This is a genomic window from Variovorax sp. Varisp41 (assembly GCF_047325085.1).
Lineage (GTDB): Bacteria > Pseudomonadota > Gammaproteobacteria > Burkholderiales > Burkholderiaceae_C > Variovorax.
In genome coordinates, this window is sequence record NZ_CP168541.1 from 1,662,840 (window position 1) to 1,679,791 (window position 16,952).

The window sequence follows — 16,952 nt, forward strand, 5'->3', positions numbered from 1 at the left end:
CGCCGTCAATCCATCGAGAAGCCCGAGGCCTTGATCACCGGCGCCCAGATGGCGGTCTCGTCCTTCGCCTTCTTCGCGAGCTCCTCGGGCGAGCTGGGCTTGGGGTCGAAGGCGAGCTCGCCCAATCGCTGCCGCACCTCGGGCAGGACCAGCACGCGGCGCATCGCGGCATTCCAGCGCTCGACCGAGGCGGCCGACGTGCCGGCCGGTGCATAGAGGCCGAAGAAGCCGCGCGCGACGACCTGCTTGAACCCCAGCTCGGAGAACGTCGGCACGTCGGGAATCCGCGGGTCGCGCGTGCTGCCCGGCACCGCGAGGATTCGCACCCGGCCGTTGCGATGCATCTCGAGCATGTCGGTCAGTGTGTTGATGCCCGCCGACACGTGGCCGCCGATCATGGCCGTCAGCAGCGGCGGTCCGCCTTGAAACGGCACATGAACGAGGTCGACGCCGATGTCCTTGCCCACCATCAGGCCGATGAAGTGCAAGGGGCTGCCCGGTGCCGGCGAGCCGAAGTCCGCGCGCGGGCGATTGGCGCGTGCCCATGCGACGTATTCGGGAAAGCTCTTCGCGCCCGTCTCCGCGCCGGTGGCGAACGCGAAGGCGAACTCGGCGACGAGGGAGATCGGCACCAGGTCCGCCACTTCGTAGCCGGGCTTCCTGAAGACCAGCGGGTTCGTCGTGACCAGCGCGTCCGGCGCGAGCATCACGACCGAGCCATCCCGAGGAAGACCCTTGAGCGCCATCGCCGCGATGCGGCCGCCGGCACCCGGGCGGTTGTCGACGAGCACGGGCCGCTGGAAGTCCAGGCGCAACTTGTCGGCCAGCAGGCGAGCGATGGTGTCGGCCGATCCGCCGGCCGGGAATCCCACCACGATGCGCAGGGGCCCCTCGCCGGATTGCGCATGGGACGCGGTGACCGTCGCCCACGTGAGCGCGGAGAGAAGAAGCGCTCGCAACAGGCGTGAATGAAATCTCATGGCTCTACTCCCCACGACAGGTGGATGGACCGAAGGTCGACACGGCGAACTGCCGGTGCCGTGATCGAAGGCGAAGGTCGCGCCCGCGCCCCGCACTATCGAAAACTGGCAAACATCGCGCCCCGGCCGCGCATACCGACCCGATCTTGTTGTCAACGCAATGGCTCGAAGCTACGCTGGACTTCCCTCTTCGCAGCGGCTTCACACCATGGATTGGTCACTTCCCTACGCATCGCATCGCATGCCGACCCTGGCACGCAACGTGGTCTCGACCTCGCAACCGCTGGCCGCGCAGGCAGGGCTTTCGATGATGCAGATCGGAGGCAATGCCGTCGATGCCGCGTTGGCGACGGCCATTGCATTGACGGTGGTCGAGCCCATCATGAACGGCATCGGCGGCGACATGTACGCGCTGGTCTGGGACGGCCATGAACTGCATGGCCTCAATGCCACCGGCGCGGCACCCGCGGCCTGGCGTCCCTCGCGTTTTGCGGGGCGCACCGAGATGCCGCGCGTCGGTTGGGATTCGGTCACCGTGCCCGGCCAGGTGGCCGGATGGCTGGCGTTGTCGGAGCGCTTCGGCGTGCTGCCGTTCGAACGCCTGTTCGAGCCGGCGATTCGTTACGCGCGGGAGGGGTTTCCCGTGTCGCCGGTGATCGCCTCGGTCTGGCCCCAGCTCGCCGCCCTGGTGGCCGACCAGCCCGGGTTTGCCGATGCCTTTCTGCCGGGCGGGCGGGCGCCGCGAGCGGGCGAGCTCTGGCGCTTCGCCGATCAGGCCCGCACGCTTGCCGAGATTGCGCAGAGCCGTGGCGAATCGTTCTATCGCGGCGAACTGGCCCAACGGATGCTGCAGCATTCCGAGGCCCACGGCGGCGCACTGAGCGCCGAGGACCTGGCCGCGCATCGGGCGGAATGGGTCCAGCCGCTGGCCTTGCGCTACCGCGACTTCACGCTGCACGAGATTCCGCCCAATGGCCAGGGCATCGCGGCCCAGATGGCGCTGGGCATGCTGCGGCATTTCGATCTGCGGGCCAGTGGCCTCGATACCGCAGCGACGCTGCATCTGCAGATCGAGGCCATGAAGCTGGCCTTCTCCGATCTGCACGCACATGTTGCCGATCCGCGCTCGATGAAGGTCAGTGCGAGTGCGCTGCTCGACCCCGACTACCTGGCCGCACGCGCCGCTGCCATCGATCCCACGCGCGCGGGCCGGCCGCAGGCCGGAACGCCCAGGGCCGGCGGCACCGTGTACCTGGCCGCGGCCGACGCGGGCGGCATGATGGTCTCGTTCATCCAGTCGAACTACTACGCCTTCGGCTCGGGCATCGTCGTGCCCGGAACGGGAATCTCGCTGCACAACCGAGGATGGAACTTCAGCCTCGTGCCGGGACATCCCAATGAAGTGGGTCCCGGCAAGAAGCCCCTGCATACGATCATTCCCGGCTTCGTGACCGGCCCCGACCACCAGCCCGTGATGGCCTTCGGCGTCATGGGTGGGTTCATGCAGGCGCAGGGCCATGTACAGATGATGTGCAGGCTCGCGGACTTCTCCCAGAATCCGCAGGCCATGAACGACGCACCGCGGTTCATGGTCTCGCCGCTCGACGGCACAGTGAAGCTGGAAGCGCACATGCCCGCGGAAGTCGCCGAAGGGCTGCGGACCCGGGGGCATGCCGTCCAGATACTGCCGACCGGGCATCTGGATTTCGGCGCCGCGCAACTGGTGCAGCGCGGCGGCGAGGATTTCTACATCGCCGCCTCCGACGGGCGGCGCGACGGCCTGGCTGTCGGCTATTGAGCTTCGGACGCGAATCAGCCCAGCAAGGCCGCGCGCACCGCGTCGAAGCTCGCGCGATCGGCCGCGCAGATCAGCCCACCGCTGCGGTGCGCGGGCCGGTACGCCGTGCCGTCGTGATGCGCCGCATAGCCGCCCGCCTCGCGATGCAGCAGCCAGCCCGCCGCATGGTCCCAGGGCATGAGCTTGTTGTAGAACAGGGCGTCGATGTCGCCCGCGGCCGCGAGCCGGTATTCGTGCGCGGCGCAGCGGAACCAGTTGGTCATGCCCAGGCGCGACAACCGTGCGTTGACTTCGCTGCGCAGCGGCTCGGGCAGGAAGTTCGTGCCGACGATGGCTTCCATCTTCTCGACGGGGACCGCGGGCGCGACCTGCAATGGATGCCTTGCGCCCGAGGCCGATTCGATCCACGCGCCGCCGCCACGGATCGCGAAGGCCGTGTCTGCGCGCACCGGGTCGTGGATCGCCGCCGCGATCACCTCGCCGCGCGCGGTCACCGACGCCATGGTGCCGAACAAAGGCAGGCCACTCGCGAAGTTCTTGGTGCCGTCGAGCGGATCGACGATGAATGCGAGCTCGGCGTCGTCGATGGCCTCGAGCAATGCGGGCTCGCGCGCGCAGGCCTCCTCGCCGATCAGCACGGTCTCGGGGTGGCGCGTGCGCAAGCCGGCGAGCACCGCGGCCTCGCAGGCCTCGTCGGCGTCGGTCACGATGTCGAAGGACGAGGTCTTGCGCCGGCGGTCGACGGTGTGGATCGTCTGGAAGCGCGGCATGATTTCTTCGCGCGCGGCAGTGGCGAGAAGCGATCCCAGGAACGCGAGGTCGTCGGAGGTGAAAAGCGAAGCGGACATGCGAGGTACCGAAGGAGTGGGCTCGCGGGGAGGATAAGGCGGTTCCTTCAGCCCCGCTTGAGTTCCGGCAACACCTCTTGCGCGAACAGCCGCATCCCGCGCATCGCCACCGCGCGATCGATCACGCCGTTGCCATTGAAGACGCAGCGCAGTTGCCGGATGCCGGTGCGCGCGACGAGGGTCTGTATCTGTTCCAGGCACGAAGCCGGATCGCCGACGATCGCCTGCGAGCGCAGCACCTCGGCAGGATCGCGCATCGCCAAGGTGCCAGGGGCCTGCCCGCGCAGGATCGCGAAATGCTCGCGCCGGCGATGGAGCAGGGGCAGCAGCGCGTCGAACTGCCGACGCGCCTCGACCGGGGTCGCGCCGATACAGACGTAGCGCGACAGCGAGGAGCGTGCGAGGAAGGCGGCACGTCGCGGCGCTACCGCTTCATCGTCGAGCGCAGCGAAAGCCGCCTCCACATGCGCGAGCTGCGCCGGCTCCGGTGGTTCCAGGCTCAACAGCAGCGGCAGGTCCTCCGTGACGGCGAAGCGCATCGTCTCCTCGGTCGAGCCCGCGATGTACAGCGGCGGTGCCGAGGTCGAGAGGTGGCGGATCTGCTGCGCCTCGAAGCGCCAGGGGCCGTCGCTCGACGACACGCTCTCGCCGCGCAGGGCCGCGATCACCAGGCGGCAGCCCTGCGCGAAGCGCTCGCGCGTCTGCTGCGGATCGATCTCGAGCGCGCGCAGGGTCGATGCATCGGTGCCACGCCCGAGTCCCGCGTCGAAGCGGCCATCGCTCTGCAGCGCCAGTTGTGCGATCTCCTCGGCCAGCAGCAGCGGATGGTGCAGCGGCACCACCAGCGCGGAGACGCCGATGCGCAGCCGTTCGGTGCGCGCGAGCAGCGCGGCCGCCAGCAGCAGCGGCGAGGGATAGGGGCCGCCTTCGGCGAGCAGGCGGAATTCGTGGAACCACGCGCCGTCGAAGCCCAGCCGCTCGGCTTCCTCGAAGAACGCGAAGAACTCGCGCGACGGGCCGAGCGTGGCCTCGCGCGACCAGCCGGCCAGGTCGATGCGCAGCGCGCGTGCGGTCATGGCGCGGGAGCGGCCGTGAAGAAGCGCAGGCCGCCGCTCGAGAAGGCGGCGATGCCCGGGCCATAGGCCTGCGCCAGGCGTTGGTCGCTCAGCACCTCGGCCGGCGTTCCGCTCGCCACCAGCCGGCCCTGGCCGAGCAGCGCGAGCCGGTCGCACCAGGTGCTGGCCACATGCAGGTCATGCAGCACCACGAGCACGGCGCGCGTGCGGGCGCTGTCGCGCAGCAGGGCCATCAGGCGGTGGTGGTGCGGAATGTCGAGGTGGGCCGCGGGCTCGTCGGCCACCAGCAGCCGCGGGTCGTGCGCGAGCGCGCGCGCCACGCCGACGCGGGCGCGCTCGCCGCCCGACAGCGAGGCATGGCGGCGGTCGATCAGCGCGTCGAGCTCGAAGCGAGCGACCAGCGCGGGATCGGGCGCGCGGCCCGGGCGCTGCAGCTGCAGCATCTCGCGCACCGTCAGGTCCCAATGGCTCTCGCCGTGCTGCGCGACATAGCCGATGTGGCGCGCAAGCTCGGCCGGTTTCCACTGGTCGAGTGCGCGCCCGAGCAGCGCGACGCGACCCTCGCGGGGTCGCACCAGCCCGAGCGCGGCGCGCAGCAGCGTGGTCTTGCCCGAGCCATTGGGGCCGACGATGCCGAACAGGCCGCGCTCGGGGATCGCGAGGTCGATGCCGTCGAGCAGGGTGCGACCCGAAGCCTGCACCCGCAGGCCGTCGAGGCGCAGGGCATCGGCCGTCATCCGCGTCTCCACAGCAGCAGCGCAAGGAAGAAGGGGCCGCCGATCAGTGCCGTGAGCAGGCCCGCCGGGATCTCGCTCGGAGCCATGGCCGAGCGCGCCAGCGCATCCACCAGCACCATGAGGGCGCCGCCCGCGATGGCGCAGGGCACGGTGAGCCGCGCATGCAGCGGGCCGATCCACCAGCGCATCACGTGCGGCACGATCAGGCCCACGAAGCCGATCAGGCCGCCCCAGCTCACGGCCAGCGCCGTCGCGAGCGAGGCCACGAGCACGGCACGCGCCGAGAAGGAGGCGGCGCGCACGCCCATCGCATGGGCCGTGTCCTCGCCCAGCCCGAGCGCGTCGAGGCCGCGGCCCAGTGCGCGCACCAGCAGCACCAGCACCAGCAGCACGGGCGCGAGCACGGCGATCTCGGCGCTCGTGGGCGTCTGCACGCCACCGAGCTGCCAAGAGATGATGGCGCGCAGGTTGGTCGACTCGTCGCCGAACACGATCACGATGAGGCTGCGCAGGGCGGCCAGGATCGCGGCCAGGCCGACGCCCGCGAGCAGCAGGCGGTTGCTTTGCCAGCCACCGCCGAGCCTGCCGGCCAGCAGCACCAGCCAGCTCGCGCCCCAGGCGCCCGCGAAGGCCAGCACCGGCAGGCTCAGCGCGGTGGGCACCAGCGCCGGCAGCAGCAGCGAGACCGCGGCGCCCACGGCCGCGCCGCTGGCGCTGCCGAGCAGGTAGGGTTCGGCCAGCGGGTTGCGGAACACGCCCTGGAACACCAGGCCCGCCAGCGACAGGCAGGCGCCGACAAAGAAGGCCCCGGCCACGCGCGGCGCGCGCCACACGCGCACCAGTTCGGCCTGCAGGGTGCCGGTGCCCCACCACTGGGTGGGCCAGACCGTGGCGGCGCCCACGCTCAGCGCGAGCACCACGGCAGCGGCCAGCAGCAGGAGCAGCACGAGCCACACCGTGGTCGTCGATGCACGCCGGCCGTCGGTGGCGCGCCTCATGCGAAGCGCTCCGGATGCAGCGCGCGCGCGTACTGCTCGACGGCCTCGATCTGGCGCGGGCCGGGAATCAGCTTGTGGCCGCGCTCGAGCACGACCACGCGCTTCGTGCGCACGGCGCGCAGCGTGTGCCAGCCGGGGCGCTGGCCGATCAGCGCCGGATCGCGCGGCACCTGTTGCAGCGAGACGATCACGTCGGGGTCGCGCGCGAAGATCGCCTCGGCGCTGACCTGGGCCGCGCCCTGGAGGTCGGCGAACACGTTGCGTCCGCCGGCCCAGCCCAGCGCGTCGTTGGCATAGTGGCCCGTGCCCACGGTCTGGAAGGCACCGCGCGCGGCGGCGGCGGTCTCGAAATAGACGCTGCGGCGCGGCGCGCCCTCGAGCCGGCGCTCGATCGCGGCCAGCCGCGCCTGCATGTCCTCGCGCACCCGGCGGGCCTGTTCGTCGGCACCTGTCGCGCGCCCGAGCAGGTCGATGTTGCGGAACACCGAGGGCAGGTCGGGATGCGCGAGCACCACGCAGGGCAGCTTCGCGCGGTCGAAGGCATCGACAAGCGACAGCGCTGAATGGTGCGAGGGCGTGACCACGAGCAGGTCGGGCTGGAAGGCGGCCACCGCCTCGGCCGAGTAGCCGAGCGCGCTGCCGATGCTGGGCTTGGCGCGCGCATCCTCGGGCCAGCGCACGCGCCCGCCGATGGCCACCACGCGGTCGGCCAGGCCCAGCGCCCAGGCCAGCTCGACGTTGCTCGGGAACACCACCACGATGCGTTGCGGCGCGCGCGGCACGACGACGCGCCGGCCCAGCGCATCGACGAGTTCGCGCGGGAAGCCGGCCGACGGCGCCCCCTCGGCGCCCGCGGGCAGAACGGCCGTCATGCACACCATGCCGAGGATCGCGTCGCGCCGGTTCACGCTCAGAAGGTGTAGCGCGCGCGGGCGAACACCGTCCTCGGTGCACCGGCGTTGCCGGCTTCCTGCGCCGACAGGTCGTCGGCGATGTAGTACTTGTTCGTCAGGTTGTTCACCCCGGCCTGCAGTGTGAGCGAAGGATTGACGCGGTAAGCCACGGCGACGTTGAGCAGCAGGTAGGCGGGCAGCTTCTGCGGATTGACCGCATTGTCGCGGAGGTAGCGGCTGCCCACGTAGCTGGCTGTGCCGGTCACGGCCCAGGCGCCGTGCGCATAGGTCAGGCCCGCGCCCGCGATGTTGTGGGCCGACATGCGCACGCGGTAGCCGCCGAAGTTGGTGCTGCGCGCGCCGCTGTCGGTGTAGGTCTGGAAGTCCTTGAGCCGCGCGTCCTGCCAGGTGTAGTGCAGGTAGCCGTTCCAGCGCGGCGAGAGCTGGAACTGCCACTGGGTTTCGATGCCCTTGGTGCGCGAGGTCGCGTTGCTGAAGACGAAGGAGTCGGGGCCGTTGCGGTAGGAGCGCTGGCCGTCGATCTTCTCGGCCTCGAACAGGCTGACCTGATAGCTCCAGCGGTCGTCCGCCGCGCGGCCCTTCAGGCCCACTTCCTTGCTGCGCGTGATCTCGGGCCGCAGGATGTCGGGCACCACCACGCCGCCGCGCGTGTTGAGCGCCACCGCCTGCGGCCGGAAGCCTTCGCTCCAGTTCGCGAACAGGGCGTGCGAGGAGGCATCGCCCTGCAGGAACAGCCAGTCCACGCCGGCGCGCGGGCTGGTGTGGCTGCCTTCCTGCGCCGAGATCACCTGCGTGCCCGTGCGGCCGAGCGTCTGCTCGAAGCGGTCGTGGCGCACGCCCAGCGTGAAGCCGACCGGGCCGTACTCGAAGCGGTCCTGCAGGTAGACGCTGCGCACCTCCTGGTCGAAGCGCGAGGAGGTGATGCTGCCGCGCACGCCGCGCGGATCGTTGCGCACGTTGCTCACGGGGATGTCGTAGAACGGCCCGCGGTAGGTGGGCGCGTTGCTGAAGCTCGGCGAGTCGAGGCCCTGCCAGCCGCGCTCGAGGTTGAAGCCGGCCTGGAACTCGTTGCTCCAGCCCTTGCCCGCCATCAGGTGCGTGGCGGCGAGCTCGTGGTAGACGCCGCGGTCGGCGGTGTAGCTCTCGGAATAGCCCTTGCTCACGGCCGCGGGCGGCGGAACGATGGTGATGCCGCCGGCGAAGAAGCGGTTGTAGCGCGCGAAGCTGCTCAGGTGGTTGATCGACCAGCCGGCGCCGAGCTCGAAGCGGTTCTTCCACGAGAACGACTGGTAGTCGCCCGTGACGTAGGAGTCGGGAATGCCGTAGTTGTCGCGCGAGGTGATGCCGAAGATCGGCTTGCCGTTGACCAGCGGCACGATCGAGCCGCGGTCGCCGCGCACGCGTGTGTCGTAGAGCTGGAAGCCGGTGGTCCAGTGGCGCGTGACGGCGAAATCGCCGCCGACCAGCAGGGCCGACTGCGCGCGGCCGGCATCGCGCTGGAAGCCCTTGTAGTCGCTGTTGGCCACGCCCACATAGAGGTTGCCGCGCTCGAAGTCCCAGCGGTAGCGCAGGCTGCCGTCGAGGCGGCCGTAGCTGCCGACGGTGGCCGTGAGGCTGCCGCCCGCGCGCTCGGGCTTCATGAAGAACTGCGCCACGCCGCCGATCGCGTTCTTGCCGTAGAGCGCCGAGGCCGGGCCCTTGATGAACTCGAGCCGGTCCACCAGGTCGGGCGCGATCAGCGTGATGTCTGCATTGCCCTGCAGCAGGCGCAGCGGCACGCCGTCCATCAGCACCAGCACGTCCTGCGTGTCGCGCAGGCCGCGGGTCTCGAAGCGCGAGTAGTAGTTGCCCTGCGTGCCGTACTGCAGGCCCGGCACGCTGCGCAGCGTGTCCTCGAGCGTGACGGCGCCCACCGCGTCGAGCTGCGCGCGTTCGACCGAATAGGTGGCGAAGGGCAGGCGCAGCGTGTCGGCTTCCTGGCGCGTGGCGGTGGAGATGGTCTTGCGGTCGCTGACGGTGGTGGGCGGCAGCGAGCGTTCGGCGTCCTGCGCCGAAGCGACCGAGGCGAGCAGCATGACGCCGGATCCGATGAGGGCTTGGTGGGGTCTGACGCGGCCGCGCCGGGAGATGTTGCGCACGAGGGTTTCCTTCGAGCCCGCGCTCCCGCGGGCCATGAGAACAACCGGACGCCGAGGGGACCCGCCAGCGACCGGCCCCGCGCCCACGCGTGACCGATACGGCTTGCCTGCACTCCCGCAGCGACCGAACGAGGCGAAGGCCGGTATCCGGGCTTGCGGAGCGCCGCGGTGCATCAGGGAGATGCGCCGTTGCCGCGATCCTCGCCTTCCCATGCCGGGGCACAGTGACTGACGATGCCCGCGAGGGCATCGACCGTGAGAATCGCGAATCCGCCGACCGTTGCGGGGGCAGCGCAGGACTGGGGCCCTGGAGGGCTCGTCACCTGCTTCCCGTTTAACGCCGGTCCTGCAACCGGCGCACCTTCGCGCGTGCCGGCTTCGGTGATGCTTTCGTTTGCATCGGCCGGCGGGGCGGATTATAGGAGCGGGTCTTGCGCCGCCCGGCGCGAAAAGCTCAGGCCGCGGGGGCGGGCGTGGGCGTGTGTGGCAGCCGCACGGTGAACACCACGTAGCCGTCGTCGTGCGCATAGCCGAGGCTGCCGCGGTGCGAGCGCACGATGGCCTGCGCGATGTGCAGCCCTAGGCCCAGTCCGCCCTTGTTGCGCTCGTTGGGCACGCTGCGCTGCTTGAAGGCGCTGAACAGGTCGGGCACCAGCGCGGCATCGATCGGCGGCGCGCGGTTGGCCACGCTGAACACCACGTGCCCTTCGGCCTGCTCGAGCCGGATGCGCACCGCCTCGCCGGGCAGGCCGTGGTGGCGCGCATTGCTCACGAGGTTGCCGACCAGCTGCGCCATGCGGTCGGGGTCGGCCAGCACGGGCAGCGTGCTGGGCGCCTCCAGCTCGAGCTGCGAGCCGGGGTAGGCGGTGCGCGACTCGTCGACCGCGTCTTCCAGCAGCCGTGCCAGGTCGATCTGCGCCGGCACCACCTGCAGGCCCATGCCGCTTTGCAGGCGCGAGGCATCGAGCACCTGGCCGATCAGCCGCGCCATGCGGCTGCTCGATGTCTGGATGCGCTGGCCCAGCCGCGCGCCGGCGTTGCTGCCGTCGGGCAGGCTGCGCTCGAGCAGCTTGGCCGCCATCGTGATCGACTGCAGCGGATCGCGCAGGTCGTGGCCGAGCACGGCCAGCAGCTCGGTGCGGGCCTTGTAGGTGTCGGCCAGCCGCGCCGCGCTGGCGCGGATCAGCTCGTCGCGCAACTGGCGCGCGAAGTCGAGGTCGTTGGTGCCCCAGGGCACGCTGGTGTCGCGCACCGTCTCTTTCCAGACGTCGAAGGAGCCGCGCGGCGTGAGCCGGGGGCCGAGCGGGCCGCTCACGTAGTGCTTCTCGGGCTTGCCGCCCCAGCTGATGGTCTCGACCTGCTCCTTGCGCGCGAGCACCAGCCAGCCGTTGTCGATCGCGTCGAAGCGCAGCGCGAGAAAGCCGCACCACACGCCGCCCAGCGAACGCAGGTTCTCGGGCAGCCGCTCGCGCTCGTGCAGCGCCACGATCTCGTCGCCGTTCGTCGACGCGGTGAGCCACTGGATCAGCGCCGCCGCGGCCTCGCGCGGCATGTCGCCTTCCACATGCAGCCGCGACTGCTCTGCGATGATCGCCGCCTGCGCGTCGAAGGCATCGGCCAGCGGGCGCGCCAGCCCGATCAGCGCGCTGAAGGTGTCCTCGGCATGCAGCACGGCCTCGATCAGCGAGCCGCGCAGCTGCGCCGCGCTCGAGACCCAGCCTGCCTGCTCGCGCGCCAGCAGGCTCTGCACGTTCGAGGCCAGCAGCTGCGCGAGCACGTCGCAGGCCATGCGGATCGCGTAGGGCACCTGGTGGGCGCTGCGATGGTGGCAAGCCAGCATGCCCCAGAGCTGGCCGTTGATGACGATCGAGATGCTCATCGACGCGCCCACGCCCATGTTGCGCAGGTACTCGATGTGGATCGGCGACACGCTGCGCAGCGTGCAGTGGCTCATGTCCAGCGGCGGCAGCTGCGGATCGGCCACGTCGAGCCCGACCGGCGTCGACTGCACGTCGGCGATCAGGCGCAGGGTGTTGATCACGTAGAGCCGGCGCGCCTGCGCCGGGATGTCGCTGGCCGGATAGCGGCGGCCCACGAAGGGCTCGAGCGCCTCGTGGCGGCGCTCGGCCACCACCTCGCCGCTGTCGTCGTGGCGGAAGCGGTAGGCCATCACGCGGTCGAAACCCGTGAGCTGCCGCACGGCTTCCACCGAGAGATTGAGCAGTCCGTCGATCGAGCCCTGGCGCTTGAGCCGGTCCATCGCGCGGTGCGCCTTGAGCGCGAAGTCCGACACCGCGTCCGCCGTGGCGTCGCGGGCCTCGAACTCGGCCACCAGCTCGTAGCCGACGCGGTGCAGGATCAGGTCGAAGCGGCGCTCGCCGAGTCTGACCTCGAAGTTGATCGGCGAGCCCTCGCCGGTATCGACCGCGACGCCGTTGGCCTCGTGCAGTGCCTCGTGCACCAGCGCGTCGCCCATGAAGTGGCTGGCCGACAGGCGTTCGCCCAGGGCGGGTGCCGTGTCGCCCAACAGCGCACGGGCATTGGCGCTGACGCGCGTCAGCGTGAGGGTCGAGGCATCGAACGCGAACAGTGCGCCATGGTGCTGCACCAGGCCCGGGATGTGGATGGGCTCGCTGTCGCAGTTCGCCAGGGTGACGGGCTGCGTCGGTGTGGGATGGGGCGGCCGTTCCAAGTGGCGGTGAGCGCTTCGCGCGTTGTGTGAGGGTGAGAAAGTCACGGACCGCGCCGGGCGCGGGGAGGGGACGTGGCATTTTGCCTGAGGCCGGGCGGGCGTCGGCCGGGCTTTACCGTGGGGGCGGGTGGGTTCCGGGGCGAAAATGGCGCCGGGCCTCGCGAGGAGGCCCGCACTTCCTTCCTGAAAGACAACCTGCATGCAATCTGCCGACGCGGCGACCTTCGACGAGGCCTACTACCGGCGCTACTACTTCGACAAGAAAACGAAGGTGGTCGACCCGCAGCATGCCGAGCGCCTCGCGGCCTTCGTCTGTTCGTACCTCAAGTACCTGCGCGTGCCCGTGCGGCGCGTGCTCGACATGGGCTGCGGCATCGGCCACTGGCGCGATGCCATCGCGTTGCATTTTCCGAAGGCCAGCTACCACGGCGTGGAGTTCAGCGAATACCTGTGCGAGCGCTACGGCTGGGAACGGGGCTCGGTGGTCGACTACCGGGCCAGGGAGCGCTTCGACCTCGTGATCTGCCAGGGCGTGCTGGCCTACCTCGAACCCTCCGATCTCAAGACCGCGCTGCGCAACCTGGGGTCGCTCAGCGCGGGCGCGCTCTACCTCGAGGCCGTGACGCAGGAGGACTTCGAGCAGGACGTGGTCGACGAGGACCTCAGCGACCCGCGGCTGTTCCGCCACCGCGCCCAGGTGTACCGGCGCGGGCTGACGCGCGGCTTCAAGGAAATGGGCGGCGGCGTGTGGCTGAGCCGCCAGGCGGACGTGCCGACCTTCGCGCTGGAGTGCGCCGACGCCTGACCCGCGGCGCGCCGGCTCAGGGCTCGGCGAAGAACTGGCTCGGCGTTTGCCCGAAGTGCTTGCGGAACATGGTGGCGAAGGCCCCGGGGCTGTCGTAGCCCAGGCGCAGGGCGATGTCGATGATCTTCTCGCCACCGGCCAGCAGCTCCAGCGCACGCAGCAGCCGGGCCTGCTGGCGCCACTGGCCAAAGGTCATGCCGGTCTCCTTCGCGAACAGGCGCTGGATGGTCTTCACGTCGAGCGACAGCCGTTCGGCCCAGTCGGCCAGCGTGGAGGCATCGTCCAGGCGCTGCTGCAGCCGTTCGCAGATGCGCAAGAGCCGCGGGTCGGCGGGCATCTGCAGGTGCAGCGGCAGCACCGGCAGGCCGCGCAGCTCGTCGAGGATGAAGCGCATCAGCCGGCCGTCGCGGGTGCCGGGTGCATAGGGTTGCTTCACCTCCATCGCCGCGCGGATCAGCTCGCGCAGCAGCGGCGGAATGCCCACGGCCTGCGTCGTCGTCAGGGTCCGGGGCGCCACCTCGGGCTTCACCAGCAGGCTGCGCATGTGGACCTCGCCGACGCAGCGGATCTCGTGCGCCATGCCCGCGGCCATCCAGATGGCGCGCGTGGGCGGCACCACCCAGCGGCCGGCCTCGGCCTGCACCACCATCACGCCGCGCAGGGCATAGATCAGCTGGTGCTTGGTGTGCCGGTGCGATTTGATGTGCCAGCCGGCCGGATAGTCGGTGGCGCGGCCCGCGATCGACGCGGACTCACCCTCGATCTCGCGCAACACCTCGGGCAATGACTTGGGACGGCGCGGGTGGTTCATGTCCTTTTCGCGAAAGGTGTTGGTCGGTTGGCGCAAGACAGGCGAAGCGCATCCTCTCATAATTCCGGGGCGCCGGCGGCCCGTTCCTCCCGAACTCGCGCCCCTCGTGCCGGCCGGTCCCGTCTCCCCCGTGTGAAAGTCCCCATGCCGCCCTCCGCGACCGCTTCCCTCGAATCCCAGGCCACGCCCGCTGGCGCCGCCGCCAGTCCCGCGAAGGCCAAGCCCGCCTTCGGCATCCTCGGCGCCATCAGCAGCGCCCACATGGTCAACGACATGATGCAGTCGCTGATCCTCGCGATGTATCCGATCCTCAAGGGCGCGTTCTCGCTGAGCTTCGCGCAGATCGGCCTGATCACGCTGACCTACCAGCTGACGGCCTCGCTGCTGCAGCCGCTGATCGGCCTGTTCACCGACCGGCGCCCGCAACCGTACTCGCTGCCCATCGGCATGACGGCCACGCTCATCGGCCTCTTGCTGTTGGCCTTCGCGCCCAGCTTCGGCATCGTGCTGCTGGCCGCGGCCTTCGTGGGGCTCGGCTCGTCGATCTTCCATCCGGAGTCCTCGCGCATCGCGCGGCTCGCCTCGGGCGGGCAGCACGGGCTCGCGCAGTCGGTGTTCCAGGTCGGCGGCAACCTCGGCACGGCCATCGGGCCGTTGCTCGCGGCCGCGGTTATCGTGCCTTTCGGCCAGCACAGCGTGGCTTGGTTCGGCCTGGCCGCGCTGCTGGGCATCGGCCTGCTGTTGCAGGTGAGCCGCTGGTATGCCTTCCATCACGTCACGGCCGGCGCGCGCAAGAAGGGCGTGGTCGAGTCGCCCTATTCGCGCCGGGTGGTGCTGGGCGCCATCACGGTGCTGCTGGTGCTGATCTTCTCGAAGTACTTCTACGTCGCGGGCATCAGCAGCTTCTACACCTTCTACCTGATGGACCGCTTCGGCCTCACGGTGCAGAGCGCGCAGTTGCACCTGTTCTTCTTCCTGTTCGCCTCGGCCGTGGGTACGGTGCTCGGCGGGCCGGTCGGCGACCGCATCGGCCGCAGGCCGGTGATCTGGGTGTCGATCCTGGGCGTGGCGCCGTTCGCGCTGCTGCTGCCGCACGCGGACCTGTTCTGGACCACCACGCTGACCATCGTCATCGGGCTGGTGCTGTCCTCGGCCTTCTCGGCCATCCTCGTCTATGCGCAGGAGCTGATGCCGGGCAAGGTCGGCATGGTCTCGGGGCTGTTCTTCGGCTTCGCCTTCGGCATGGGCGGCCTGGGCGCCGCGGTGCTGGGCCTGCTGGCCGACCACACCAGCATCGCCTTCGTCTACCAGGCGATCGCCTACCTGCCGCTGCTCGGCGTGGTCGCGGCGCTGTTGCCCGGAAAATCGCGCAAGTCCTAGCTCCCCCTTGTCCGCCGCATGCCCTCCACCCGAACCTTTCGCGGCGCCGATGCGCTGATCGAATGCCTGCGCGCGGCCCGCGTCGCGCGCATCTTCACGCTCTCGGGCAACCACGTCATGCCGGTGTTCGACGCGGCCTTCGGCTCGGGCATCGAACTCGTGCACGTGCGCCACGAGGCCAGCACCGTGCACATGGCCGATGCCTGGTCGCGGGTGTCGGGCGAGGTCGGCATCGCGCTCGTCACCGGCGGTCCCGGCCATGCGAATGCCGTGGCCGCGCTGTACACCGCGCAGATGGCCGAGGCGCCGGTGGTGCTGCTGTCGGGCCATGCGCCGAACGACCAGCTGGGCCAGGGTGCGTTCCAGGAGATGCGCCAGGCCGACATGGCCGAGCCGGTCTGCAAGGCGTCGTGGCGCTGCGCCAGTGCCGACGCGGTGGCGGGCGATGTCGCGAAGGCCATCCGTATCGCGAGGTCGGGGCGGCCCGGGCCGGTGCACCTGAGCCTGCCGAGCGATGTGCTCGAGGGCGCGACCACCGTGCCCGCTTTCGGCCCTGAAGCCTTCGCGCCCGAGCAGCGGTTGCTCGACCCCGCGCTCGCGACCGCGCTGGCCCGGCAGCTCGCCGAGGCCGAGCGCCCGCTGATCCTCGCGGGCCCGTCCTGCCTCACGCGCGATGGGCGCGCGCTGATCGCCGCGCTGGAGCAGGCCACGGGCGTGCCGGTCGCCGGCATGGAGAGCCCGCGCGGCATCGGCGATGCGAGCCTCGGCGCCTTCGCGCAACTGCTGGCGCGCGCGGACTGCGTGCTGCTGCTGGGTAAGCGCCTCGACTTCACGCTGAAGTTCGGCACCGCGCTGGCCGCCGATGCACGGGTCCATCAGATCGATCCCGATGCGGATGAGCTCGCGCGCAGCCGCCGTGCCCTCCGCGAGCGCCTGCGCACCGAAGCGCAGGCCGATGCCTGGCCCGCGATGCAGGCGCTGACAGCGGCCGCGGCTCGCGCCCGGGATCCGTCGTGGCTGCGGGAAGCGCATGCATGGCTGGCCTACCGCCCAGCGGCCTGGGACGAAGCGCGCGCCTCGCTGCCGCAGCGCCTGCATCCGGCGCAGATGCTGCGGCCGCTGCAGGCCCTGCTCGACAGTCATCCAGAGTCGGTGCTGGTCTGCGATGGCGGCGAGATCGGCCAGTGGGCCATGGCCTGCCTGAGCGCGCCGCACCGCGTCAACAACGGCGTGGCGGGCGCGATCGGCGCCGGACTCGCCTATGCGCTCGGCGCGCGCTGCGCGCAGCCCGAGGCACCGGTAATCGCCGTCATGGGCGACGGCACCGTGGGCTTCCACATCGCCGAGTTCGACACCGCCATCCGGCACCGCCTGCCCTTCGTGGCTGTGGTGGGCAACGATGCGCGCTGGAACGCCGAGTACCAGATCCAGCTGCGCGACTACGGGCCCAAGCGCCTGATCGGTTGCGAGCTGCGGCCCACGCGCTACGACGCGGTGGCGCAGGCCTTCGGCGCGCACGGCGAACTCGTCACCGAGGCCGATGCACTGCCCGACGCGGCACGGCGCGCGATCGCCAGCGGCAAGCCCGCGTGCCTCAACGTGATGATCGAGGGATTGCCCGCGCCGCAGATCCAGCGCGAGGCTTGAGAGGGCGCGGGCCACGAGCGCCCGAAGTCAGTCGATTGGCGCCGCAGGGATAGTGCGGTCCATTCCAGCGCGATCAAGAATTTCACCGCCTCTGGAAGAAGGCGTGGTCCCCGCTCCGGCTCAGGCGT

Annotated in this window: 13 protein-coding genes and 1 riboswitch; of the genes, 4 read left to right on the forward strand and 9 right to left on the reverse strand. The window is 70.7% G+C overall.

The features are described from left to right. Positions 1 to 5: 5 nt before the first annotated feature. On the reverse strand, positions 6 to 980 hold the full coding sequence (locus ACEN9J_RS39075; RefSeq protein ID WP_413765116.1) for a Bug family tripartite tricarboxylate transporter substrate binding protein: 975 nt from the start codon (positions 978 to 980) through the stop codon (positions 6 to 8). A 208-nt stretch (positions 981 to 1,188) separates the two neighbouring features. Here ACEN9J_RS39075 and ACEN9J_RS39080 point away from each other — a divergent pair, with 208 nt between their 5' ends. After that, a complete protein-coding gene (locus ACEN9J_RS39080) occupies positions 1,189 to 2,778 on the forward strand; it encodes a gamma-glutamyltransferase family protein (RefSeq protein WP_413765117.1) in 1,590 nt (529 codons plus the stop codon). A 14-nt stretch (positions 2,779 to 2,792) separates the two neighbouring features. On the opposite strand, the gene ACEN9J_RS39085 is transcribed toward ACEN9J_RS39080, so the two are convergent. The 7 genes from ACEN9J_RS39085 to ACEN9J_RS39115 form a co-directional block, all read right to left on the reverse strand. After that, positions 2,793 to 3,626 carry an inositol monophosphatase family protein gene (locus tag ACEN9J_RS39085; protein ID WP_413765118.1) on the reverse strand — a complete coding sequence of 278 codons (834 nt, stop codon included), beginning with the start codon at positions 3,624 to 3,626 and terminating at the stop codon, positions 2,793 to 2,795. A gap of 47 nt (positions 3,627 to 3,673) precedes the next feature. After that, positions 3,674 to 4,702 carry an LLM class flavin-dependent oxidoreductase gene (locus ACEN9J_RS39090; protein WP_413765119.1) on the reverse strand — a complete coding sequence of 343 codons (1,029 nt, stop codon included), beginning with the start codon at positions 4,700 to 4,702 and terminating at the stop codon, positions 3,674 to 3,676. Beyond that, entirely contained in the window at positions 4,699 to 5,439 is a 741-nt protein-coding gene (locus tag ACEN9J_RS39095) for an ABC transporter ATP-binding protein (RefSeq protein ID WP_413765120.1), read from the reverse strand. The genes ACEN9J_RS39090 and ACEN9J_RS39095 overlap by 4 nt, the downstream gene beginning before the upstream one ends. Then, on the reverse strand, positions 5,436 to 6,437 hold the full coding sequence (locus tag ACEN9J_RS39100; protein WP_413765121.1) for a FecCD family ABC transporter permease: 1,002 nt from the start codon (positions 6,435 to 6,437) through the stop codon (positions 5,436 to 5,438). Before ACEN9J_RS39100 ends, ACEN9J_RS39095 begins: the two co-directional genes overlap by 4 nt. Next, complete coding sequence (locus tag ACEN9J_RS39105) at positions 6,434 to 7,345, reverse strand: ABC transporter substrate-binding protein (RefSeq protein WP_413765122.1); 912 nt, start codon at positions 7,343 to 7,345, stop codon at positions 6,434 to 6,436. The genes ACEN9J_RS39100 and ACEN9J_RS39105 overlap by 4 nt, the downstream gene beginning before the upstream one ends. A gap of 2 nt (positions 7,346 to 7,347) precedes the next feature. After that, positions 7,348 to 9,426, reverse strand: a complete 2,079-nt coding sequence (locus ACEN9J_RS39110) for a TonB-dependent siderophore receptor (protein WP_413765123.1) — start codon at positions 9,424 to 9,426, stop codon at positions 7,348 to 7,350. Positions 9,427 to 9,609: 183 nt separating this feature from the next. Beyond that, a riboswitch (cobalamin riboswitch) is annotated at positions 9,610 to 9,869 on the reverse strand. Between the two features lie 74 nt (positions 9,870 to 9,943). Beyond that, the gene (locus ACEN9J_RS39115; RefSeq protein WP_413765124.1) at positions 9,944 to 12,181 is read right to left on the reverse strand and encodes an ATP-binding protein; all 2,238 of its coding nucleotides are present in this window, start codon (positions 12,179 to 12,181) and stop codon (positions 9,944 to 9,946) included. Positions 12,182 to 12,380: 199 nt separating this feature from the next. On the opposite strand from ACEN9J_RS39115, the gene ACEN9J_RS39120 reads away from it, so the two are divergent. After that, positions 12,381 to 12,986 carry a class I SAM-dependent methyltransferase gene (locus tag ACEN9J_RS39120; protein WP_413765125.1) on the forward strand — a complete coding sequence of 202 codons (606 nt, stop codon included), beginning with the start codon at positions 12,381 to 12,383 and terminating at the stop codon, positions 12,984 to 12,986. Positions 12,987 to 13,002: 16 nt separating this feature from the next. Here the strand turns inward: ACEN9J_RS39120 and ACEN9J_RS39125 are convergent, their stop codons facing one another. After that, complete coding sequence (locus ACEN9J_RS39125; RefSeq protein WP_413765126.1) at positions 13,003 to 13,797, reverse strand: AraC family transcriptional regulator; 795 nt, start codon at positions 13,795 to 13,797, stop codon at positions 13,003 to 13,005. 144 nt (positions 13,798 to 13,941) lie between these two features. On the opposite strand from ACEN9J_RS39125, the gene ACEN9J_RS39130 reads away from it, so the two are divergent. Together ACEN9J_RS39130 and ACEN9J_RS39135 are read left to right on the forward strand one after the other, a co-directional pair. Further along, on the forward strand, positions 13,942 to 15,177 hold the full coding sequence (locus tag ACEN9J_RS39130) for an MFS transporter (RefSeq protein ID WP_413765127.1): 1,236 nt from the start codon (positions 13,942 to 13,944) through the stop codon (positions 15,175 to 15,177). Between the two features lie 18 nt (positions 15,178 to 15,195). Beyond that, positions 15,196 to 16,824 (forward strand): thiamine pyrophosphate-binding protein, encoded by a 1,629-nt coding sequence (locus ACEN9J_RS39135; protein WP_413765128.1) that lies wholly within the window; start codon positions 15,196 to 15,198, stop codon positions 16,822 to 16,824. The last annotated feature ends 128 nt before the right edge of the window (positions 16,825 to 16,952 follow it).